Source organism: Roseovarius maritimus (genome assembly GCF_043355895.2).
GTDB lineage: Bacteria > Pseudomonadota > Alphaproteobacteria > Rhodobacterales > Rhodobacteraceae > Roseovarius > Roseovarius maritimus.
Genome location: NZ_JBHFPF020000001.1, coordinates 300,028 through 321,061 on the forward strand (window position 1 = coordinate 300,028; position 21,034 = coordinate 321,061).

The 21,034-nt window shown below is 64.0% G+C and carries 23 protein-coding genes; 20 read left to right on the forward strand and 3 right to left on the reverse strand.

The window, feature by feature from the left end; all coding sequences use genetic code 11:
* The first annotated feature begins 51 nt into the window (after positions 1 to 51).
* From ACEWPM_RS01455 to ACEWPM_RS01485, 7 genes are all read left to right on the forward strand, one after another.
* Positions 52 to 1,227 carry a pyridoxal-phosphate-dependent aminotransferase family protein gene (locus ACEWPM_RS01455; protein ID WP_393960703.1) on the forward strand — a complete coding sequence of 392 codons (1,176 nt, stop codon included), beginning with the start codon at positions 52 to 54 and terminating at the stop codon, positions 1,225 to 1,227.
* A gap of 51 nt (positions 1,228 to 1,278) precedes the next feature.
* A complete protein-coding gene (locus tag ACEWPM_RS01460; protein ID WP_420767989.1) occupies positions 1,279 to 1,506 on the forward strand; it encodes an N-(5'-phosphoribosyl)anthranilate isomerase in 228 nt (75 codons plus the stop codon).
* Positions 1,507 to 1,713: 207 nt separating this feature from the next.
* The gene (locus tag ACEWPM_RS01465; protein WP_393960705.1) at positions 1,714 to 2,655 is read left to right on the forward strand and encodes an HpcH/HpaI aldolase/citrate lyase family protein; all 942 of its coding nucleotides are present in this window, start codon (positions 1,714 to 1,716) and stop codon (positions 2,653 to 2,655) included.
* A gap of 9 nt (positions 2,656 to 2,664) precedes the next feature.
* On the forward strand, positions 2,665 to 3,864 hold the full coding sequence (locus tag ACEWPM_RS01470) for a malate--CoA ligase subunit beta (RefSeq protein ID WP_393960706.1): 1,200 nt from the start codon (positions 2,665 to 2,667) through the stop codon (positions 3,862 to 3,864).
* A complete protein-coding gene (sucD, locus tag ACEWPM_RS01475) occupies positions 3,861 to 4,742 on the forward strand; it encodes a succinate--CoA ligase subunit alpha (protein WP_393960707.1) in 882 nt (293 codons plus the stop codon). The genes ACEWPM_RS01470 and sucD overlap by 4 nt, the downstream gene beginning before the upstream one ends.
* 181 nt (positions 4,743 to 4,923) lie before the next feature.
* Positions 4,924 to 5,073: a hypothetical protein gene (locus ACEWPM_RS01480; RefSeq protein WP_393960708.1), complete on the forward strand. Its 150-nt coding sequence runs from the start codon at positions 4,924 to 4,926 to the stop codon at positions 5,071 to 5,073.
* A gap of 39 nt (positions 5,074 to 5,112) precedes the next feature.
* On the forward strand, positions 5,113 to 5,475 hold the full coding sequence (locus ACEWPM_RS01485; protein WP_393960709.1) for a TfoX/Sxy family DNA transformation protein: 363 nt from the start codon (positions 5,113 to 5,115) through the stop codon (positions 5,473 to 5,475).
* Here the strand turns inward: ACEWPM_RS01485 and ndk are convergent.
* Positions 5,472 to 5,894 (reverse strand): nucleoside-diphosphate kinase, encoded by a 423-nt coding sequence (gene ndk, locus ACEWPM_RS01490; RefSeq protein ID WP_377169175.1) that lies wholly within the window; start codon positions 5,892 to 5,894, stop codon positions 5,472 to 5,474. The genes ACEWPM_RS01485 and ndk overlap by 4 nt on opposite strands.
* 169 nt (positions 5,895 to 6,063) lie before the next feature.
* Here ndk and ACEWPM_RS01495 point away from each other — a divergent pair, with 169 nt between their 5' ends.
* From ACEWPM_RS01495 to ACEWPM_RS01520, 6 genes are all read left to right on the forward strand, one after another.
* Positions 6,064 to 6,342 carry a hypothetical protein gene (locus tag ACEWPM_RS01495; RefSeq protein ID WP_393960710.1) on the forward strand — a complete coding sequence of 93 codons (279 nt, stop codon included), beginning with the start codon at positions 6,064 to 6,066 and terminating at the stop codon, positions 6,340 to 6,342.
* 45 nt (positions 6,343 to 6,387) lie between these two features.
* Positions 6,388 to 8,232, forward strand: a complete 1,845-nt coding sequence (locus ACEWPM_RS01500; protein WP_393960711.1) for an ABC-F family ATP-binding cassette domain-containing protein — start codon at positions 6,388 to 6,390, stop codon at positions 8,230 to 8,232.
* A 34-nt stretch (positions 8,233 to 8,266) separates the two neighbouring features.
* A complete protein-coding gene (locus ACEWPM_RS01505) occupies positions 8,267 to 8,884 on the forward strand; it encodes a MarC family protein (protein ID WP_393960712.1) in 618 nt (205 codons plus the stop codon).
* Between the two features lie 51 nt (positions 8,885 to 8,935).
* A complete protein-coding gene (locus ACEWPM_RS01510) occupies positions 8,936 to 9,520 on the forward strand; it encodes a retropepsin-like aspartic protease family protein (RefSeq protein ID WP_393960713.1) in 585 nt (194 codons plus the stop codon).
* A gap of 111 nt (positions 9,521 to 9,631) precedes the next feature.
* Entirely contained in the window at positions 9,632 to 10,075 is a 444-nt protein-coding gene (locus ACEWPM_RS01515) for a DsrE family protein (RefSeq protein ID WP_393960714.1), read from the forward strand.
* A 21-nt stretch (positions 10,076 to 10,096) separates the two neighbouring features.
* A complete protein-coding gene (locus ACEWPM_RS01520; RefSeq protein WP_393960715.1) occupies positions 10,097 to 10,684 on the forward strand; it encodes a rhodanese-like domain-containing protein in 588 nt (195 codons plus the stop codon).
* Between the two features lie 42 nt (positions 10,685 to 10,726).
* Here ACEWPM_RS01520 and ACEWPM_RS01525 read toward each other — a convergent pair whose 3' ends face one another.
* The gene (locus ACEWPM_RS01525) at positions 10,727 to 11,203 is read right to left on the reverse strand and encodes a DNA polymerase III subunit chi (protein WP_393960716.1); all 477 of its coding nucleotides are present in this window, start codon (positions 11,201 to 11,203) and stop codon (positions 10,727 to 10,729) included.
* Positions 11,203 to 12,675: a leucyl aminopeptidase gene (locus tag ACEWPM_RS01530; RefSeq protein ID WP_393960717.1), complete on the reverse strand. Its 1,473-nt coding sequence runs from the start codon at positions 12,673 to 12,675 to the stop codon at positions 11,203 to 11,205. Before ACEWPM_RS01530 ends, ACEWPM_RS01525 begins: the two co-directional genes overlap by 1 nt.
* Before the next feature lie 250 nt (positions 12,676 to 12,925).
* On the opposite strand from ACEWPM_RS01530, the gene lptF reads away from it, so the two are divergent.
* The 7 genes from lptF to ACEWPM_RS01565 are packed head-to-tail and all read left to right on the forward strand — an operon-like array spanning position 12,926 to position 21,025.
* A complete protein-coding gene (lptF, locus tag ACEWPM_RS01535) occupies positions 12,926 to 14,053 on the forward strand; it encodes an LPS export ABC transporter permease LptF (protein ID WP_393960994.1) in 1,128 nt (375 codons plus the stop codon).
* Positions 14,050 to 15,141: an LPS export ABC transporter permease LptG gene (gene lptG / locus ACEWPM_RS01540; protein WP_393960718.1), complete on the forward strand. Its 1,092-nt coding sequence runs from the start codon at positions 14,050 to 14,052 to the stop codon at positions 15,139 to 15,141. Before lptF ends, lptG begins: the two co-directional genes overlap by 4 nt.
* Positions 15,138 to 17,345: an LPS-assembly protein LptD gene (locus ACEWPM_RS01545; RefSeq protein WP_393960719.1), complete on the forward strand. Its 2,208-nt coding sequence runs from the start codon at positions 15,138 to 15,140 to the stop codon at positions 17,343 to 17,345. Before lptG ends, ACEWPM_RS01545 begins: the two co-directional genes overlap by 4 nt.
* Complete coding sequence (locus ACEWPM_RS01550) at positions 17,342 to 18,640, forward strand: SurA N-terminal domain-containing protein (RefSeq protein ID WP_393960720.1); 1,299 nt, start codon at positions 17,342 to 17,344, stop codon at positions 18,638 to 18,640. The genes ACEWPM_RS01545 and ACEWPM_RS01550 overlap by 4 nt, the downstream gene beginning before the upstream one ends.
* Complete coding sequence (gene pdxA, locus ACEWPM_RS01555; protein WP_393960721.1) at positions 18,640 to 19,611, forward strand: 4-hydroxythreonine-4-phosphate dehydrogenase PdxA; 972 nt, start codon at positions 18,640 to 18,642, stop codon at positions 19,609 to 19,611. Before ACEWPM_RS01550 ends, pdxA begins: the two co-directional genes overlap by 1 nt.
* Positions 19,608 to 20,441, forward strand: coding sequence for a 16S rRNA (adenine(1518)-N(6)/adenine(1519)-N(6))-dimethyltransferase RsmA (gene rsmA, locus ACEWPM_RS01560; protein WP_393960722.1), 834 nt, complete (start codon positions 19,608 to 19,610; stop codon positions 20,439 to 20,441). The genes pdxA and rsmA overlap by 4 nt, the downstream gene beginning before the upstream one ends.
* The gene (locus ACEWPM_RS01565; RefSeq protein ID WP_393960723.1) at positions 20,438 to 21,025 is read left to right on the forward strand and encodes a nucleotidyltransferase family protein; all 588 of its coding nucleotides are present in this window, start codon (positions 20,438 to 20,440) and stop codon (positions 21,023 to 21,025) included. Before rsmA ends, ACEWPM_RS01565 begins: the two co-directional genes overlap by 4 nt.
* Positions 21,026 to 21,034 lie beyond the last annotated feature (9 nt).

The following is a 21,034-nucleotide window of genomic DNA, read 5'->3' on the forward strand; positions in this document are numbered from 1 at the left end:
TGCCCGCGTACAGCGAACCCAATACATATCCACAGCAACAGGAGAAGACTCATGCACGGCACGTCCCATCTATTCATTCCCGGCCCCACCAACGTCCCCGAAGAGGTGCGCCGCGCCATGAACATTCCGATGGAGGATATGCGTGCGCCCGATTTCTGCGATTTCGTCTCTCCCCTCCTTGAGGACGTCAAGAAGGTGTTCCGCCTAAAGAATGGCCGCGTCTTCATCTACCCATCCTCCGGCACGGGTGCGTGGGAGTCCGCCATCTCGAACACGCTGGCCGCGGGCGACAAGGTGCTGATGGCGCGCTTTGGCCAATTCTCGCTGCTCTGGGCCGACATGGCCGAACGGCTGGGCCTGGACGTGGAACTTATCGAGGTTGAATGGGGCAAGGGCGTGCCGGTCGAAGATTATGCCGCCAAGCTGAAGGATGATACCGACCACGCCATCAAGGCCGTTTTCGTCACGCATAACGAGACGGCGACGGGCGTGACCTCGGACGTCAAGGCGGTACGCGATGCGCTGGACGCGGCGGGCCACCCGGCGCTGCTCTTCGTCGACGGTGTCAGCGCCATTGGTTCGATCCCGTTCGAGCAGGAGGATTGGGGCGTTGATCTGGCCGTCGCGGGATCGCAAAAAGGCTTCATGTTGCCTGCGGGTCTTGGCTTTCTGGGCGTTTCAGCCAAAGCTTTGGAAATCAACGCATCCAACAGCCCGAAAATGCCGCGTAGCTATTTCGCTTTCGACGAGATGATCAAGCTGAACGATACCGGCTATTTTCCCTACACGCCGCCGACACAGCTTCTGCGCGGTCTGCGCGTCTCGCTCGACATGATGCTGGCCGAGGGGATGGAGGCCATCTGGGCGCGCCACGCCTATCTCGCGGAAGGCGTGCGGCAGGCCGTTGGCGAGTGGGAAGGATGCAAGCTGGTCGCGGCTGCACCCGAGTGGCAGTCCGATACCGTCTCGGCCATCTACACGCCTGAGGGCGTGGACGCGAAAGACGTGATCTCGGGCGCCTATTCCAAGTATCGCACCTCGCTGGGCAGCGGCCTGAGCAAGCTGGCGGGCGAGGCGTTCCGCATCGGTCATCTGGGCTCGCTCAACCCCGTGATGCTCTGCGGTGCGCTGTCGGCAACCGAAATGGCGCTACGCGATGCGGGAGCCAGCATCACACCCGGCGCAGGCGTGGCGGCGGCGCAGGAGCATTACCGCAAGCATGCCTGAGCGCGTTCAAGCCTTTATTAACCATGCCCCGGCGACAGTCGGGGCATGAGCATGAACGCCGCCATTCCCCTGACGCCCGAGCAATGGATGCGCGGCGTCTTCGGCACGCAGGCCGCACGCGATGGCCGTGTCCTGCGCCGCAAGCTCGATCATATCGACCGCTATGTCGGACGCGCCCGCTTTGTCGCGGAACTGCAGCGGCGCGGCTATCACGCGGTCGAGAACGCCGGTCAGATGATCATCTTTTGCAACAACGAGCCGGTGCGCATCGTGCTCTAACGGAAAACATTCGTTTTCCGCATTCGGAATGCGCAGGCATTCCGCATCCCGCTGCATGCCATAGCGCCCGGCCCGGGTAGCGCCGCCCTACCCGTTCGCAGCAAAGCGCCCTCCCGGACCTCGCAAAGCTACCCGTGCGAAAGTAGGCGGCACGCGCGGTCTGCGGCAGTCTGGCCCTCGTGACATGATCCGAGGGAGGATACCGACATGAGCTACACCTTGCACCCGCTCAAGAAACAGCGCCTGCAGCGATCCGAGCTGGCCGTGCCAGGCTCGAACCCGTCGATGATCGAAAAGGCCGCCGATAGCGATGTCGATTACATCTTTCTCGACCTTGAAGATGCCGTCGCGCCGCCCGACAAGGCTCAGGCCCGCAAGAACATTATCGAGGCGCTGAACGACATCGACTGGCGCGCTAAGGGCAAGACAATGTCAATCCGCATCAATGGCCTCGACACCCATTACATGTATCGCGATGTCGTGGATATTCTCGAACAGGCCGGCAGTCATGTGGACACGATCCTGGTGCCAAAGGTGGGCGTGCCGGGCGACCTCTACACCGTGGAAACCATGGTCAGCCAGATCGAGGAGGCGATGGGGCTCACACATCAGATCGGCCTTGAGGCGCTGATCGAGACCGCGCTTGGCATGGCCAATGTCGAGGCGATCGCCGCCGCACCCGGGCGGCTGGAGGCGCTGCATTTCGGCGTGGCGGATTACGCGGCCTCGAACCGGGCGCGCACCGTTGTCATCGGCGGGCTGAACCCCGACTATCCCGGCGATCAGTGGCATTTCGCGCTATCCCGCATGACCGTCGCCTGCCGCGCCTACGGGCTCCGCGCCATCGATGGGCCGTTCGGGGATTTCAACGATCCGGACGGCTACACACTCTCGGCCAAGCGCGCCGCGGCGCTGGGGATCGAAGGCAAATGGGCTATCCACCCCAGCCAGATCGCTTTGGCGAATGAAACCTTTTCCCCGCCCGAAGCCGAAGTCACCCGTGCGCGGCGCATCATCGAGGAGTTGCGCAAGGCCGAAGCGCAAGGCAAGGGGGCGGCCAGCCTCGACGGCAAGATGATCGACGCCGCCAGCGAGCGCATGGCCAACAACGTGCTGCAGGTGGCCGATGCCATCGCGGCCAAGGGATGAGGTAGCGCCATGGATATCCACGAATATCAGGCCAAGGACCTGCTGAAGAAATTCGGCGTCAACGTACCTAGAGGTGGCATCGCCTATTCCCCCGAGCAGGCGGTCTACCGCGCGCAGGAACTGTCGGGCGAGCGTGTCGTCGTCAAGGCGCAGATCCATTCCGGCGCGCGCGGGAAGGCGGGCGGCGTCAAGATTTGTAGCACGGATGACGAGATTGCAGATGCCGCCGCCTGGATGCTGGGCCGCAAGCTGGTCACGCATCAGACCGGCCCCGGCGGAAAGCTGGTAGGGCGCCTCTATATCGAGGAGGCAACCGATATCGCGCAGGAGCTTTACCTCGGCTTCGTCATGGACCGCACCGAGGAGCGCGTCGTCGTCGTTGCCTCAGCTCAGGGCGGGATGGAGATCGAGGATATCTCGTCGGACGAGCCGGACAGCATCATCCGCTCGGTTGTCGATCCGGCGGTGGGGATGCAGGCGTTTCAGGCGCGCGAGATCGCGTTTCAGTTGGGGCTGGAGCCCGCGCTGATCCCCCAAGCGGTCAAGCAAATCACCGGCGCCTATCGCGCGATGGACGAAATGGACGCCGCCATGGTCGAGATCAATCCGCTGGTCGTCACCAAATCGGGCGAGATCGTCGCGTTGGACGCCAAGCTCAGCTTTGACGACAACGCGCTTTTCCGCCACCCCGAGATTTCCGAGCTGCGCGACAAGAGCCAAGAGGACCCGCGCGAGACCTATGCCGAGGATCGCGGCCTCAGCTATATCGGCCTCGAGGGCCATATCGGCTGTATCGTGAACGGTGCGGGCCTCGCCATGGCGACGCTGGACATGATCAAGATGTCGGGCGGCGAGCCGGCCAATTTCCTTGATGTCGGCGGCGGGGCCAGCCCGGAACGGGTGTTGATGTCCTTCAAGGCGGTGCTGAACGATCCCAAGGTCGAGGCGATCCTTGTCAACATCTTTGCGGGCATCAACCGTTGCGACTGGATCGCCGAGGGTGTTGTGCGCGCGGTCAAGGAGCTTGAGCTGACCATGCCGCTGGTCGTGCGCCTGTCGGGTACGAATGTGAATGAGGGGCGCAAGGTCCTGGCGACAAGCGGGCTGAACATCACCACGACCGAGACGCTGGCCGAGGCTGCGAACAAGGTTGTCACGGCCTGGAAGGCAACCGGAAATCCATCCACCACGGCGGAGGCAACACGATGAGCATCCTGATAGACAAGACATCCAAGGTGCTGGTTCTCGGCCTCACGGGCCGCATCGGCAGCTTTCACGCCGAGGATATGCGCGCCTACGGAACCAATGTTGTCGGCGGCGTGACCCCTGGAAAAGGCGGCACGCTGCATAACGGCTTGCCGGTCTTCAACACGGTCAAGGGTGCGGTGGCCGAGACAGGCGCGACCTTCGCCATCAGTTTCGTCCCCCCGCCTTTTGCAGCGGATTCGATCATGGAAGCGGCGGATGCCGGGATCGAGACCTGTGTTTGCATCGCGGACGGCATTCCCACGCAGGACATGATCCGCGTCAAACGCTACATGCGCCGCTACAAGGAAGCGCGCCGGATGCGCTTGATCGGACCGAACTGCGCCGGGATTATCTCGCCGGGTGCGGCCTTTGCGGGACTTATGCCGCCCTCGATCTACCTGCCGGGCCGCGTCGGCATAGTTAGCCGCTCGGGCACGCTGGGATACGAGGCCGCCAGCCAGATGAAGGCGCGCGGCATCGGCGTCAGCACCTCTGTCGGTATCGGCGGCGATCCCATCAACGGATCCAGCTTCCGCGATATCCTCGAGCTCTTCGAGCAGGATGAGGGCACCGATGCAGTCGTCATGGTCGGCGAGATCGGCGGCCCGCAAGAGGCGGCAGCGGCCGAATATATCCGTGATCACATGACCAAGCCTGTCGCGGCCTATGTCGCGGGCCTGTCGGCGCCCAAAGGCCGGCGCATGGGCCATGCGGGCGCGATCGTGTCGGCCTTCGGCGAGTCGGCGCAAGAAAAGGTCGAAATCCTGTCAGGCGCCGGTGTGACAATTGTGCCCACCCCATCAGCCTTCGGTGAAACTGTGGAAAAAATGATGGCATGACAACAGCTTGGCAGGGCATCGGCCCTGCCTTGCCGATGCGGTTCTTTGCATATTGTCTTTGCCCAAATTTTGCCGCAATTGCACCGCATTCACGCCCCGGTTCACGGCGAGCATGGGGAATCACACCAGCTGCCAGCTGGAAATACCTCCGGCGCGTGACCCTTTCTTCAGGAGCACTCCGATGCCAGATTCGACCCCCGCCCCCAAGCCGCAATCGGCCAAGGCCACCGAACCCGCCCAAACCACGACACAGCGCCAAGCAGCGCGCCCGTCCAAGACGAAACCGCAGATCATCTCGCGGCAAGTCTTCAGCGATTTTGCCAGCATCTAATCTCTGGCACGCACAAGGATCGGGCGCTAGGCTGCTCAGATGAGCGCCGCTCCCGATCCCGTCTCATCCATTCGAAACCTCGGCCCCGCCGTCGAGGCGGCCTGCGCCCGCGCAGGCATCCATTCAGCCAAGGCACTGCGTGCGCTTGGGGCTGATGCCGCTTATGCGCGCCTGATCGCGGCGGGAATGCAGCCGCATTTCATTGGATTTTATGCCATGGTCATGGGCCTGCAAGGCCGCCCGTGGAACGATTGCCAAGGGGATGAGAAGGCCGCCCTGCGCACCCGGTTTGACCAGATCAAAAGCGCCGCGCAAACCTCTGTTTCCAATAGCAAAGGCCGCACCCAGATGGATGCGGCCCTCAATGAGATCGGTGTGATCTCTAAACGACCTGGCGCTTAGCCGACCAGCTCGAGACCCGAGAAGAAATACGCGATTTCCTCTTTCGCCGTCTCGGGCGCGTCCGAGCCGTGGACCGAGTTTTCGCCAACGCTCTCGGCGAATTCGGCGCGGATGGTGCCGGCGGCGGCATCGGCGGGGTTGGTCGCGCCCATTACTTCGCGGTTCTTGGCGATGGCGCCCTCGCCTTCCAGGACCTGAACGACGACCGGTCCGGAGGCCATGAATTCGCACAGCTCGCCGTAGAACGGACGTTCGGCGTGGACCTTGTAGAACTCGCCCGCCTGCGCCGGGGTCAGGTGGATGCGCTTTTGCGCAACGATGCGCAGACCGGCATCCTCGAATTTGGCGTTGATCTTGCCGGTGAGGTTGCGCTTGGTCGCGTCGGGTTTGATGATGCTCAGGGTACGTTCTTTAGCCATGTCAGCCTCTATGTGTGTGGGTGATGATATGGCGGTGGCGGTATCACGCAGGCGCCATGGGATAAAGACCTATTCGGGGTGCGACATCTTGACCTGAAAGTCCGCTTTCAAATCCAACTATTTTAGTCAGATTATAGCAGAGTACCGACTCACCACAGGACACCGACCCATGTTTACACGTTCCGCCATCGCATCAGCCCTCGTTCTGCTCGCCGCGCCTGCACTGGGCCAAGAGCCAATGCCCCTCACCTATGAGCAGTTCGAAATCGCCGTCGCCCATGTCGACCTCGAGACCTGCCCCAGCGCATTGGCCGAGGAGGGCGTTTTCTGCCGAGCGACATTGCGGCATGACGAAATCCACGTCTTCGTCTTCCGCGATGAGGGAGAAAGCCTGCTCACCGGGTTCAAATCCTATCCTGCCGATGGCTTGGCAACCCTCTTGGAGTAACGCCACCCGTTGACAAGGGCGGAGCGGTCGGCCATCGCTCCGCGCATGCTGCGCATTGATGACATATCCTATTCCGTCGCGGGCCGCCCGCTGATCGAAAACGCCTCGGCCACCATCCCTGACGGGCATAAGGTGGGCATCGTGGGCCGTAACGGGACGGGCAAGACCACGCTGTTTCGCATCATCCGGGGCGAATTGGCGCTGGAAGGGGGTAGTATCACCCTGCCCCAGCGCGCCCGCATTGGTGGCGTCAGCCAAGAGGTGCCGGGCAACGAGGTGTCGCTGATCGACACTGTCCTCGCCGCCGATACCGAGCGCGCGGCCCTTCTGGCCGAGGCCGAGACGGCGACCGACCCCACCCGCATCGCCGAGGTGCAGACGCGGCTGAGCGATATCGACGCCTGGGGCGCCGAGGCGCGTGCGGCCTCGATCCTCAAGGGCCTCGGCTTTGATGACGATCAGCAGCGCCAGCCCTGCTCGGCCTTTTCCGGCGGATGGCGGATGCGCGTTGCGCTGGCCGCTGTCCTTTTTTCGCAGCCCGATCTGCTGTTGCTGGACGAGCCGACGAACTATCTCGACCTCGAGGGCGCGCTCTGGCTTGAGACATACCTTGCGCGTTATCCGCACACTGTCCTCATTGTCAGCCATGACCGAGGGCTGCTCAATCGCGCCGTCGGCTCGATCCTGCATCTCGAGGACAAGAAGCTGACGCTCTACCAGGGCGCCTATGACACCTTCGCCGAGACGCGCGCCGCGCGGCTGGCCGCCGCCGAATCCGAGGCCAGGAAACAGGAGGCGCGCCGCGCCCATCTGCAAAGCTTTGTCGACCGCTTCCGCGCCAAGGCATCGAAGGCCGTGCAAGCCCAGTCGCGCCTCAAGATGATCGCCAAGATGAAGCCGATCACGACCCCGCAGGAGGCCGCGCTCAAGAAGTTCACTTTCCCGTCGCCCGAAGAGCTGTCACCGCCCATCATCCATATGGAGGGCGGCTCGGTCGGCTATGACGGCAAGCCGATCCTGCAGCGCCTGAATCTGCGCATCGACCAGGATGACCGCATTGCGCTTTTGGGCAAGAACGGCGAGGGAAAGTCCACCCTTTCCAAGCTCTTGGCGGGAAAACTTCAGCCGATGGGTGGCAAGATGACCACATCGTCCAAGCTGCGCGTCGGCTTCTTCGCGCAGCACCAGGTCGAAGAGTTGCACGTCGATGAGACGCCCATCGACCATATCCGGCGCCTCCGCCCCGGCGAGACGCCTTCGCGCCTGCGCGCGCGCCTTGGCGGATTCGGCATAGGCGCCGAGCAGGCGGAAACGCTGGTGGGTAAGCTTTCGGGCGGGCAAAAAGCGCGGCTGAGCCTGATGCTGGCCACCATCGACGCGCCTCATATGCTGATCCTCGACGAGCCGACCAACCACCTCGACATCGAATCGCGCGAGGCGCTGGTCGAGGCACTGACCGCCTATACGGGCGCCGTGATCCTCGTCAGCCACGACATGCACCTGCTATCCCTCGTCGCCGACCGCCTCTGGCTGGTCAAGGATGGCGGCGTTTCGGCCTATGAGGGCGATCTTGAGAGCTATCGCGCGATGTTGTTGGCGGGCGACAAGCCTGCACCGAAGCCCAAGGAGCAAAAGCCGAAACGCCCCACGAAGGACGCCATCACCGCGCTCAAGCAGGACGTGAGGAAATGTGAGGAACGCGTTGAAAAGCTGAACACAATGGCTGACAAGCTGGCCAGGAAACTGGCCGATCCCGCCATGTATGACGAAGACAACAAGGACGAGGCGACCGTCTGGCAAAAGAAGTATTCCGAGGTGATGGAGGCGCAGGACCGCGCCGAGTCCCTCTGGATGCGCGCGCTGGAAAAGCTGGAACGCGCAGAGGCGTGATAGCCAACCCCGCCTTGAGACGGTAAGGATAAGCATGGAAAGCGCCGCCCTCATCACCACGTTCGTCACGCTCTTCATCGTGCTTGACCCGTTCGCGCTGGCGCCTTTGTTTCTGGCGCTGACGCGAGGCATGGACAGGCATATGCGCCGCGTGATCGCGATCCGCGCCTGCCTGATGGGCGCGGCCCTTCTCTGCGTCTTCGGCGCGTTCGGCGAGGCGGTGCTGGGCTTCATCGGTATCTCCATGCCCGCCTTCCGCATCGCGGGCGGCATCCTTTTGTTCCTCACCGCGCTCGACATGCTGTTCCAGCGGCGCACTGCGCGGCGCGAGGATACGGCCGAGCAGGACGATCATGACGACCCGTCCATCTTTCCGCTGGCCATTCCGCTGATCGCGGGCCCCGGCGCCATCGCCACGATCATCCTGCTGACAGGCGAGCACCGCGGCATGACAGGCTTGGCATGGGTGCTGGGCACGATGCTCTTCGTGATGACGCTGGTCTTCATCTCGTTTCTGGGTGCCGGGATGCTGGAGCGGGCGCTTGGCAAGACGGGCATTGCCGTTGTCACCCGCGTCCTTGGCATGCTCTTGGCAGCGTTGGCAGTCCAATTCGTGCTGGATGGTCTGCGCGGATTCGGCATTGCGGCATAATGCGCGCCGGATCATCTGGCGAAAGCGCCCTGCGCATCTTATCTTGGGTGCATGAACCCTGATTTTGATACCGCCAACCTGATCTATCTGGTCGTGCTCGGCAGCGCCGTCATGATCTGGTTTTTTGCCGCCAACCGCAATTCGCTGGGCAAGACGGTGCAGCAGGCTGCGGTCTGGGGGCTGATCTTCATCGGCGTCATCGCTGCCATCGGCCTGTGGGACGAGATCAGCGGCACCGTCGCGCCACGCCAGTTGGTCAGCTCGGAAGCTGGCCGGATCGAGCTGCCTCGCGCAGCAGACGGGCATTATTACCTGGCTGCGGAGGTGAACGGTGCGCCGATCCGTTTTGTCGTGGATACCGGCGCCAGCGATATCGTGCTCAGCCGAGATGACGCGATTTCGGCGGGACTGCATCCCGAGGATCTGAATTTCACCGGGCAGGCCAGCACCGCGAACGGGATCGTGCGCACCGCGCCCGTGCGCCTCGACAGCCTTTCGGTCGAAGGGATCACGGATCGGGATGTGCGCGCCGTCGTGAATTCTGGCGAGCTGCGCGAGTCGCTGCTCGGAATGGGCTATCTCGAGCGGTTCACCAACATGCAGATCACTGGCGGTAAGCTCATCCTCGAGCGGTGAGACACAGGCTGCGACACCCCACCGCAGGGCAGATTGATTGAGATCAATCTGCGGGACACTTTGGCGATTATATTCAAGAATGAGCATACATTGTTTCAAGGAGATATTCCCATGCGCCTGATACCCGCCCTCGCCCTCTGCGCCGCCGGTTTTGCCGCCGCTGCCCTGCCCGCTTCTGCCGCGGATGCCCCCACGAAGGTCGTGACCGTCATCAGCAGTGCAGATGCGCAAACGCAGCTGATGGGCATGGTCCTGACGATGCAATCCATCAAGGGGGGCGCGACGGGCCATATGCTCCTGTGCGGTCCGGGTGGTGACATCGCTCTCAAGGACGCACCCGAAAGCGCGACAGCAGCTCAGCCGCCCATGGGCATGAGCCCGCAGGGCCTGATACAGAAAATCCAGGAGGCCGGCGCGACCATTGAGGTCTGCGCAATCTACCTGCCCGGCAAGGGTGCCGAGGCGGACGTGCTGCTGGACGGTGTCACTGTTGCCAAACCGCCCGCAATGGCCGCGCGCCTGATGGATCCCGATGCACGCGTCCTGTCGTTTTGACACATCAAGGAGGATAATCCGATGCTGAAGACATGGATCAGCGCCGCGCTGGCCGCAGCCATGCTGAGCGGCGGCGCCTATGCCGCGGAAGAACCCGAAAACCCGGCCCACCAGACCGAGTGGGGCCTCTACCTGACCGCCCGCGAGGCCTACGAGATGAAAACGGCCCGCGGCGACGAGGTGCTTTTCGTCGATGTGCGAGAGCCGATCGAGATCATGTTCACCGGCTTTACCGACGTCGTGGATGTGAACGTGCCCTTCATGCTGGTCGATCCCACGGCTTGGAATCCAAAAAAGTCCGTTCTGCAGATGCGCAAGAACCCGGGCTTCGCCGCCGGAGTCGCGGCCGCGATGGAAGAGCGCGGCATGGGCAAGGACACGCCCGTCATCCTCATGTGCCGCTCGGGCGGCACGCGCGGCGCGCCCTCGGCCAATGCGCTGGACGGGCTGGGGCTGAGCGAGGTCTATGTCGTGGTCGACGGCTTCGAGGGCGGCTCGATCAAGGACGATCCGCGCGGGCCCTGGCGGCTCAAGAATGGCTGGAAAAACAGCGAGTTGCCGTGGAGCTATGATCTGAACAAGGACAAGATCCCGCTGCGCAGCGAATAAACGCAGCGAGACAACTATGAACGTAAGACTTGCCCGCCCGTCCTAGGACGCGGCGGGTTCTTTTTCTGCCTTTTTCTCCCACCGGCCAGATGCCTCGGACCAGTATTGCGCGGCGCAGCCCGCGTCGGTCAGCGCCTTCCACTGCGTGCGCGCATGGGCCAAAGCGGCTTCGTCATTGCCATCGAAAAGCACGCAAACCCGGTCAAGGCGTTGCACCTCCTTCGGCTGCACCTCGGCGCCCTCGACCGTCATCAGGCAACTGGCACCGTTGGGCATATCGGTCAGCGTGGTCAGCAGGATGGGCTGATCCGCCTCATGCGGCTGGCCCGCGCGGCCATGGGGCAAAAAGGCATCGTCACCCCCAGCATTCCACAGCGCCTCGTCCAGCGCATCCATGCGCGCTGGATCGGACCCGCGCACGGCCACGCGCCAACCCGCGCCGCGTGCCTTGCCCAGAAGCATCGGCAAGGTCACTTCCAGCGGCGCGCGCGTCAGGTGATAGAAATAGGCGACGCCCATTACGCCCGGTCTTCCGAATCCGCGACAAGCCGGTTCAGCGCCATGACGCCCCAACCGGTCGCGCCCTTGGGAGCGTAATCCGTGCCGTCTTTGACCGACGCTACTCCAGCAATGTCCAGATGCATCCAAGGCGTCCCCTCCTGCACGAAACGTTGCAGGAACTGCGCTGCGGTGATCGAGCCTGCGGGACGCCCGCCGACATTCTTCATGTCGGCGATCTGGCTTTTCAGCTGGTCGTCATAGGATTTGCCCATCGGCATGCGCCACGCGCCCTCGCCCTCGGCACCCGCCGCCTTAAGGAAATCGCCCGCGAGCGTGTCGTCATTCGAAAAAACGCCCGCATTATCGTGGCCAAGCCCGATGATGATGGCCCCTGTTAGCGTTGCCAGATCGACCATCGCGCGCGGCTTGTAGGTTTCTTGCGCGTACCACATGACATCCGCCAGAACGAGGCGACCCTCGGCGTCGGTATTTATGACTTCGACCGTGTCGCCCTTCATCGAGGTCACCACGTCGCCGGGGCGCGTGGCCCGGTCCGAGGGCATGTTCTCGACCAACCCGACAAGGCCGACGACATTCGCCTTGGCCTTGCGCAGCGCCAGCGTGCGCATCACGCCCGCAACGACTCCCGCGCCGCCCATATCCATCGTCATGTCCTCCATGCCGGCAGCGGGCTTGAGGCTGATGCCGCCGGTGTCAAAGACAACGCCCTTGCCGACCAGCGCGAGGGGCGCATCACCCTTGGCGCCGCCATTCCACTCCATCACGGCCACCTTGGAAGGGCTGGCACTGCCATGGCCTACACTCAGCAAAAGGCCCATGCCGAGGCTCTCCAGCTTGTCCTCCTCCAGCACGGTCACCTTGAGGCCGAGGCTCTCCATATCCTTGATGCGCTTGGCGAATTCGGTGGTGGTCAGATGATTGGCAGGCTCGCTGACCAGATCGCGGGTGAAAAAGACGCCCTCGGCCACGGCGCGCGCGGCCTCCGCCTCCGCTTTCATCTCATCAGGCTTTGCGACCATCATCGTCACCTCGCCCAGCGTTTTCTTCTCGTCCGTCTTGCGGTCGGTAAAGCTGTAGGCCCGCAGAATCAGGCCCAGCATAAGATCGACTGGGCGGCGCTGCTGCGCGGCCAGCACGGTCATGCCGCCCTTGTCCAAGAGCTTGCCCAACGCGGCGCCGCCCTTGCGCGCCTCGACCTCCTTGGCGCCCCGCTCAAGGCAAAGCACGTCCACCGCCTCGGCCTTGAGGCCCGCAGGCCAGGCCAGCGTTTTCACGTCGCCCGATTTCATGTCTTCCAGCGCGCCGCTCTCGATCATCCGCGCCAGCGCGCCCCTGGTCAGCTTGTTGATGCGCCGCGCGCCTGCGCCCAGCTTGCCGTCCTTGCCGATCACGACGGCGATGCGGCCCTTGGCCTCGGCCAGCATGTCGAAATCGGTCTCGATGATCCGGGTGGATGCGGGTGCGGTCATGTGGTGGCTCCTGAAAGGCTGTGGCGACCGGGCCGCTGGGCCCGGTATGCGCCGATGCGTGTCATGTACTCTCTGCGCCGGACTCTGCGCATTTTCGCCCCGAGTGCAATGGCCGCCAGACGGGCGGCGCGGCGCCGCCCATGGCCCGGCCCGTCCCCGCTTTAGCAGTTTTACCGCGCGGCCAATTCGGATAGCGTGCCACCAGATATGGTGTTGCGGGGGGAATGAGTTGGCCAGATTCGACAGATACATGCTGTCGCAATTCATGGTGCTGTTCGGCTTTTTCGCACTGGTTCTGGTATCCATTTTCTGGATCAACAAGGCCGTGCGCATGTTCGACCGCCTTGTCAGCGACGGGCAGTCGGCGTGGGTCTTTGTCGAGTTCACCGCGCTCACGCTGCCGGGCGTAATCGGCATCGTTCTGCCGATCGCGGCTTTTGCAGGTGCCGTCTACGTGACCAACCGCCTCTCGACCGAAAGCGAGCTGACCGTGATGCAGGCCACCGGCTATTCGCCGTGGCGCATGGCGCGGCCTGTCCTCTATTTCGGAATCATTGTCGCACTGATGATGTCTCTGCTGTCGCATGTCCTCATTCCGCTCAGCCTGCAAAAGCTGGAACAGCGGCGCGCCGAGGTTTCGGGCAATATCACGGCCAAGCTGCTGACCGAGGGAGAATTCCTGCATCCCGCTGCGGGCGTCACCTTCTATATTCGCGAAATCACGCCCAGCGGCGAGCTGCGCAACGTGTTCCTGTCGGATCGCCGCCGCGAAAACGCCCCGACAACCTATACCTCCTCATCGGCCTATCTGGTGCAGGAGGGCGGCGGGACCAAGCTGGTAATGCTGGATGGGTTGGCGCAGAATATCGCGCCCGATGGCCAGCGGCTCTTTACCACGCATTTCGAGGATTTTTCATACGATATCAGCCGCCTCGTGTCGCAAAGCGCGCTGAACCTCGACCGCATCGCCTTTGCCGGCACGCCCGAGTTGATCCGCGACCCGGCCGCGGTGGCCGAGCGGACGGGCGTCACTCTGGGCGTGGCGATCACGGCGCTCCATGCCCGCTTCGCGCAGGCGATCCTTTGCATCGTCGCGGCGCTGATCGGGTTTGCCACGCTGTTGCAAGGCGGGTTCAGCCGGTTTGGCGTCTGGCGCCAGATCCTGACCGCCTTCCTGCTGTTGATCGGCGTCAAACTGGTTGAAGGGGGCGTTGCCGGGCCGGTGCTGGCCGCGCCGATTTTGTGGCCGCTGCTCTATCTGCCGTCGCTGATCGGTTTCGCCATTGCGTGGATCCTGCTCTATTCCGCCGCGCATCCAGGCCTCTTGCGACGCCTGCGCGGCATACGGCGCATCCCGCCGGAGGGGGCTGCCACATGACGCTGCATTGGTATTTCGCGCGCAAGTTCCTGTGGACCTATCTGGGGATCACCGCCATCTTCGTGGTTATCCTCGGCCTTATCGACATGGTGGACGAGTTGCAGGATTTCCCCGATCTCTCGGTCTGGGACGTGGCCGAGGTCGTGCTGCTGAACCTGCCCCATGCCAATTACGAGATCCTGCCGCTGGTCATCATCCTGGCCTCCGTGGCCGTCTTCGTGCGCCTTGCCCGCTCGTCCGAGATGGTGGTGGTGCGCGCCTCGGGCCTCTCAGGGCTGCGCGGCATGAGCGCGCCCGTCATGATGGCCGCGCTGGTCGGCATCGTGTCTATCACCGTCTTCAACCCGCTGGTTGCCGCATCGTCCAAAAGATATCACGATCTCGTCGCATCCTATAGCGGCGCCGGCTCAAGCATCCTTGCGCTCTCCTCGGAGGGGCTGTGGCTGCGCCAAGGCAGCGAAGAGGGGCAGACGGTGATCCATGCCGCCTCGGCCAGCGCGGACATATCCGTGCTGAACGATGCGACATTCATCTCATTCTCGCCTATGGGCGATCCCATTCGGCGCATCACCGCACGTACCGCATCTCTGGGCATCGGCGAGTGGCAATTGACGGACGTCAAGCTCTGGACCCTCGCGAGCGGGCTCAACCCCGAGGCAGGGGCAGAGCGAATGGAGACGCTGTCTGTGCCTTCTGCCCTGACGCGCGAGGGGATCGTAGACAGTTTCGGCAAGCCGGAATACATCCCGATCTGGGATCTGCCCGCCTTCATCGACCAGTTGGAAGCGGCCGGTTTTTCCGCCCGCCGCTATGCCGTCTGGTACCAGATGGAGCTGGCGCGGCCGATTTTCCTGATGGCGCTGGTGCTGGTCGCCGCCGCGTTCACCATGCGCCATGTGCGCACGACCAATACCGGCGTATCGGTTTTGATCGCGATCATGATGGGCTTTTCACTCCATTACATCCGCAATTTCGCGCAAGTTTTGGGTGAGAACGGCCAAATCCCGGTGATATTGGCCGCTTGGGCCCCGCCTGTTGCGTCATTGATGCTTGCCCTTGGCATCGTTCTGCATATGGAGGACGGATGACCCGCGCTCGTCCTTTTGCCGCCCCGGCCCTGGCTCTTGTCGCTGCCATTGCGTTGGCCAGCGCGCCCGTGCGTAGCCAAGAGCGGAATGCGCCGACAGCTGCTGCCGCCCCGGCGCTGCTGATCGCGGATGATGTGACCCTTGATGGTGACCGCAGCTTGACTGCCACCGGCAATGTCGAGGCTGTCTTTGACGGCCAGCGCCTCAAGGCGCGCAGTATCACTTATGACCGTAGCACCGATCAGCTGAAAATCACCGGTCCGCTGACGCTCTATGACGGGGATTACACCACGGTCCTGGCCGATGAGGGGCAGCTGGACCGCGACATGCGTAATGGAATCCTGACCGGCGCGCGGCTGGTGATGGATGATCAGCTGCAACTGGCAGCCAACCAGATCAGCCGCACAGATGGGCGCTACTCTCAACTCTACAAGGCCGCTGTTACATCGTGCCGCGTGTGCAACGAGGGCGACACGCCGCTATGGCAGATCCGTGCGCGGCGCGTGATCCATGATGCCGAAACCCGGCAGCTCTTTCTGGACGGCGCGCAGTTTCGCGTGGGCAACCTGCCGATCGCCTATTTCCCGCGCCTGCGCCTGCCCGATCCGACGGTCGAGCGCCTGACAGGCTTTCTGACGCCGTCGCTCTATAATTCGAGCCTTTTGGGGTTCGGCGTGAAGGTGCCTTATTTCATTCGCATCGGTGATCACAAGGATCTGACGCTGACGCCCTATTACACGAACAAGACTCGCACGTTGGAATTCCGCTATCGCCAGGAATTCACGACGGGTGGGATTGAGTTCGAAGGTGCGATCAGCGATGACGATCTGCAGCGACGCGATCGGCGAGCCTATATCTTTGGCCGAGGCGTTTTTTCTCTGCCGCAGGATTACGTACTGCGGTTCGATATCGAGGCCGTCAAGGATGACGCCTACCTCGTCGATTATGGCTATTCCGACAAGGACCGGCTCGACAGCGAAATCTCGGTCGAACGGGTGCGACGCGATGAATGGCGCCGCGCGGCCCTGACCTATTTTCACACGCTGCGCGACGGTGAAAACAATTCGACCCTGCCGACCAGTGTCGGCAATCTGGATTACGAGAAACGCTATTTCCCCAAGCGCATGGGCGGCGAGCTACGGTTTGCCGGGCAGTTGCATGGACACTACCGGACCTCTTCGGTGACGACGGATGGCCCGGATCTGGACCGTTTTGCCGACGGGCGCGATGTCGCGCGGTTGACCGCCAGCGCCGATTGGCTGCGCAGCTGGACGATGGCAGGCGGCCTGCGCACCACCTTCCAGACCGGGGTTGCTGTCGATCACATCGAGGTCCGCGGCGCGGCAGCCACATCCAGCAGCGAGTATAGCGAGGCCACTCCCAGCGCCGCACTGACCATGCGTTATCCGCTCGCCAAGACGACGGCACGCGGCACGGTGCACATGATCGAGCCGGTCGTGCAACTGGCCTGGGTTGGCGGTAGCACGCCCAACATCGCCAATGACGAAAGCACCCGAAACGAATTCGACGAGGGCAATCTTTTATCCCTGTCGCGCTTCGCCGCCGCCGACCGACGCGAGCGCGGCCTGAGCGCCGTCTGGGGCCTCAACTGGACGCGCTTTGCGCCAGGCGGTCTTCGCAGCACGCTCAGCTTGGGACAGATTGTGCGCGAGCAGGCGCAGCTGGAGGCGACAGGCACCGAGAGCTTTTCGCTGTCCTCAGGGCTGCAGGGATCGACCTCGGATCTGTTGATCGCGGGGCAGATCGCCACACAAAATGGCCTGACCCTGACCGCGCGCAGCCTTTTTAACGAAATGTTCGATACGACCAAAGCCGAGGCCCGGGCCAGTTGGAGCAACGCGGCGCTGGATCTGGGGGCCACCTATATCTGGCTGCCGAACGATCCGCTTGAGGAACGGGGCGGCACGGTGTCGGAATGGGCCTTCGATGCGTCCTACCGGTTGTCGCGGCACTGGACGGGCAGCGCCGAATGGCGTTATGACGTGGCCAGCGATGAAAACGTCAAGGCCGGTGTCGGCATTACCTATACGAATGAATGCGTCGATGTTTCGCTTTCGGCCTCGCGCCGCTTCACCTCTTCCACTATCCTCGAGCCGTCGACGGACATATCGCTGACCGTCGGTCTTCGCGGCTTCAGCGCCCGCGCCGAGGACAAAAGCTACGTTCGGGAATGCAAGAAATGACTTCACTGACCAAGACCGCCAGTCACACCGCCACGCAGGCCATGCGGGCCATCGGCCTCGCTTTCGCGCTGTCGCTGGGGGCGGCGGGCATCGCCGCACCGGGCACCGCCACCGCGCAGGGTCTTTTCGATCCGGTGGTCAAGGTCAACGGCGCCGCCATCACCCGCTACGAGCTGACGCAGCGCGCCGCGCTGCTCAAGCTTCTGCGCGCGCCCGCCGATCCGGCGCGCCTCGCACGCGAGCAGCTGATTGAGGACCGGCTCAAGGCCGAGGCCGCCGCCGCCCAAGGCATCACCGTCAGTGACGAGCAGATCACCGCCGGGATGCAGAATTTCGCAGCGCAGGGCAACCTGGAGGCCGACCAGATGATCGCCCTGCTCGAGCGCGGCGGTGTCAGCCGCGAGACGTTCGAGGCGTTCATTCGCTCGGGTCTGCTCTGGCGCGAGGTGACCCAATCCCGCTTTGGCGCGCGGGTCTCGGTCAGCGAGGACGATCTGGAGCGCGCCCGCGCCGCAGTTTCCGATGGCACCGGCGTCCGGGTCCTTCTGTCCGAAATCATCATCCCCTTCGAGGGTCGCGGCGAAGAGCAGGTGCTGGCCAAGGCGCGCCAGATCTCTGATCTGACCTCGACCGCCGCCTTCAGCGCGCAGGCGCGGCAATTCTCGGCCACGCCCACGCGCGAGGCGGGCGGCCAACTGCCGTGGCAGCCGATCACCAAGCTGCCCCCGGTGCTGCGCCCACTGGTTCTGGGCCTCGCACCCGGCGAGGTGACCGATCCGCTGCCGCTGGACGGCGCCGTCGCGCTCTTCCAGCTGCGCGACATTCAGGAAACCGATGTGCGGGAGCCAAGCTATAGCGCCATTGAATATGCCGCCTATTACATTCCCGGCGGGCGCACCCCCGAGGCGTTGGGCCGCGCGGCGCAGATAGACGCCCAGACCGATACCTGCGACGATCTGTACGGCATTGCGCAGGGCCAGCCCGAGAGCGTGCTGGAGCGCGGCACCAAGGCGCCCGGCGCGATACCGGATGACATCGCCATTTCTCTGTCGCGGCTGGATCCCGGCGAAGTGTCCTATGACGTGACGCGCGCAAACGGCCAGACGCTGGTGCTTCTGATGATGTGCGGCCGGAGCCAGACGATCGAGGGCGCCGGCGAGATTGCCGAGGGCGGTGAAGGCGCCGGAGACGACACGGCGCAACTGTCGCAGCAGATTGGGGCGCGGCGCCTCGAATCCTTTGCCGACGGCTATCTGGAGCAGTTGCGCGCCGAGGCGCGGATCATCGAGTACTGATGCCAACCGCCCTGCCCATCGCCCTCACCTGCGGCGAGCCTGCGGGCGTCGGCCCCGAACTGGCGCATAAGGCGTGGGAGGCTTTGGGGACGTCCCTGCCCTTCTTCTGGATCGGCGATCCGTCGCATCTACCGGATGGCTGCCCTGTGCAGCTGATCGACCGGCCCGGCCAAGCCGACCCGGCCAAAGGGCTTCCGGTACTCGCCCATCCCATGCCCGGCGCGCTGACCCCCGGCACGCCCAATCCGGCCCATGCGCAGGGTGTCATCGACGCCATCGCGCGGGGCGTGGATCTGGTGCGGGACGGCGCGGCGCTGGCCCTTTGCACCGCGCCCATCCACAAGAAGGCGCTGCAGGATGGTGCGGGCTTTGGCCATCCGGGCCATACCGAATACCTTGCCGCGCTGACCGGCACACCGCGCGTCGTGATGATGCTGGCCAGTGACCAACTACGCGTGGTGCCGACGACCATCCATATCCCTCTGGCCGAGGTGCCCGGCGCGCTGACGCGCGAGCTTTTGCTCGACACGATCCGTATCACTCATGCGGGCCTCATCCGCGATTTCGGCCTGCCCTCGCCCCGCATCGCCGTCGCTGGGCTCAACCCCCATGCGGGCGAAGGGGGCAAAATGGGCCGCGAGGAGCTGGACATGATTGCCCCGCTGGTCGCTGAATTGCAGGCCGAGGGAATGGATATCACAGGGCCGATGTCGGCCGACACGATGTTCCACGCCGCTGCGCGCGCGCAATATGACGCCGCCATTGCGATGTATCACGATCAGGCGCTGATCCCGATCAAGACGCTGGATTTTGACCGGGGCGTCAACGTCACGCTGGGCTTGCCTATCGTGCGCACCTCGCCCGATCACGGCACCGCACTGGACATTGCCGGGCGCGGCATGGCCAACCCCACCTCGCTGATCGAAGCGCTGAAGATGGCCGCGCGCATGGGCGCCGCGCGGGGCGCATGAGCATCGACGCGCTGCCCCCGCTGCGGCAGGTGATCGCGGCCCATGAGCTGAGCGCGCGCAAATCGCTGGGGCAGAACTTCCTTCTGGACCTGAACCTGACGACCAAGATCGCACGGCAGGCGGGCGATCTGACCGAATGCGACGTGCTGGAGATCGGCCCCGGCCCCGGTGGCCTGACGCGCGGCCTTCTGGCCGAGGGTGCGCGCCGGGTTCTGGCGATCGAGAAGGATCCGCGCTGCCTGCCCGCGCTGAACGAGATTGCCGAGGCCTATCCGGGCCGCCTGACCGTGATGATTGGCGATGCGCTGAAGGTTGACCCTCTCCAGCATTTGACGCCGCCCATCCGGGTCGCCGCCAACCTGCCTTATAATGTCGGAACCGAGTTGCTCGTGCGCTGGCTGACGCCCGATATCTGGCCCCCCTTCTGGCAATCGCTCACGCTGATGTTCCAGCGCGAGGTGGCCGAGCGGATCGTCGCCGCCCCCGGCTCCAAGGCGTATGGCCGCCTTGCCCTTCTGGCCCAGTGGCGCGCCGAGCCGCGCATCGTGATGCATCTGCCGCCCGAGGCGTTCAGCCCGCCGCCGAAAGTGTCATCCGCCGTGGTGCACCTCACCGCCCTGCCCCTGCCGCGTTACCCCGCGCAACCCAAGCTGCTGGAGCGCACCGTCGCAATGGCCTTCAACCAGCGGCGCAAGATGCTACGCGCGGCGCTCAAGGGGCTGGCGCCCGATATCGAGGACCGGCTGATCGCCTCAGGCATTCAGCCGACCGATCGGGCCGAGACCGTCGGGCTGGAGCAGTTCTGCGCCCTCGCCCGCACGCTGGAATGACGGTTGCCATCCTCGTACCGGCTGCGGGCGCATCGTTGCGTATGGGCGGGCGCGACAAGCTGATGGAAAAGATCGGCGGCGTGCCCCTCTTGCTGCGCCAGACAAGGCGCGCGCTGGCCACGGGTGCCGATGTTCTGGTGACGATCCGCGCTGATTACCCGGCCCGCATTGCCGCGTTGACGGACACTGCCGCGCGGCTGGTGCCGGTGGACGCGCCGGAGGAAGGCATCGCGGCCTCCCTGCGCGCCGGGATTGCAGCCCTGCCGGATGGCACCAGCGCACTGATGATTCTGCTGCCCGACCTGCCTGATATCGACACCGCAGACCTGAAGGCGATTTTGGCCGCCCATAGCGCCGCGCCGGACCGCATCTTGCGCGCCGTCGCCGAGGATGGCGCAGCAGGCCATCCCACGCTTTTTCCTGCACGGTTTTTTCCCGAATTGGCACGGCTCACAGGCGATTCCGGCGCGGCCGGCGTGATCCGCGGGGCAGGCTTCGCCCCCGTTCCACTGACCGGCAATCGCGCCATTCTCGATCTCGACACCCCCGCGGCGTGGGCCGCTTGGCGCACACGGAATTCTTAAGTTTGGCTG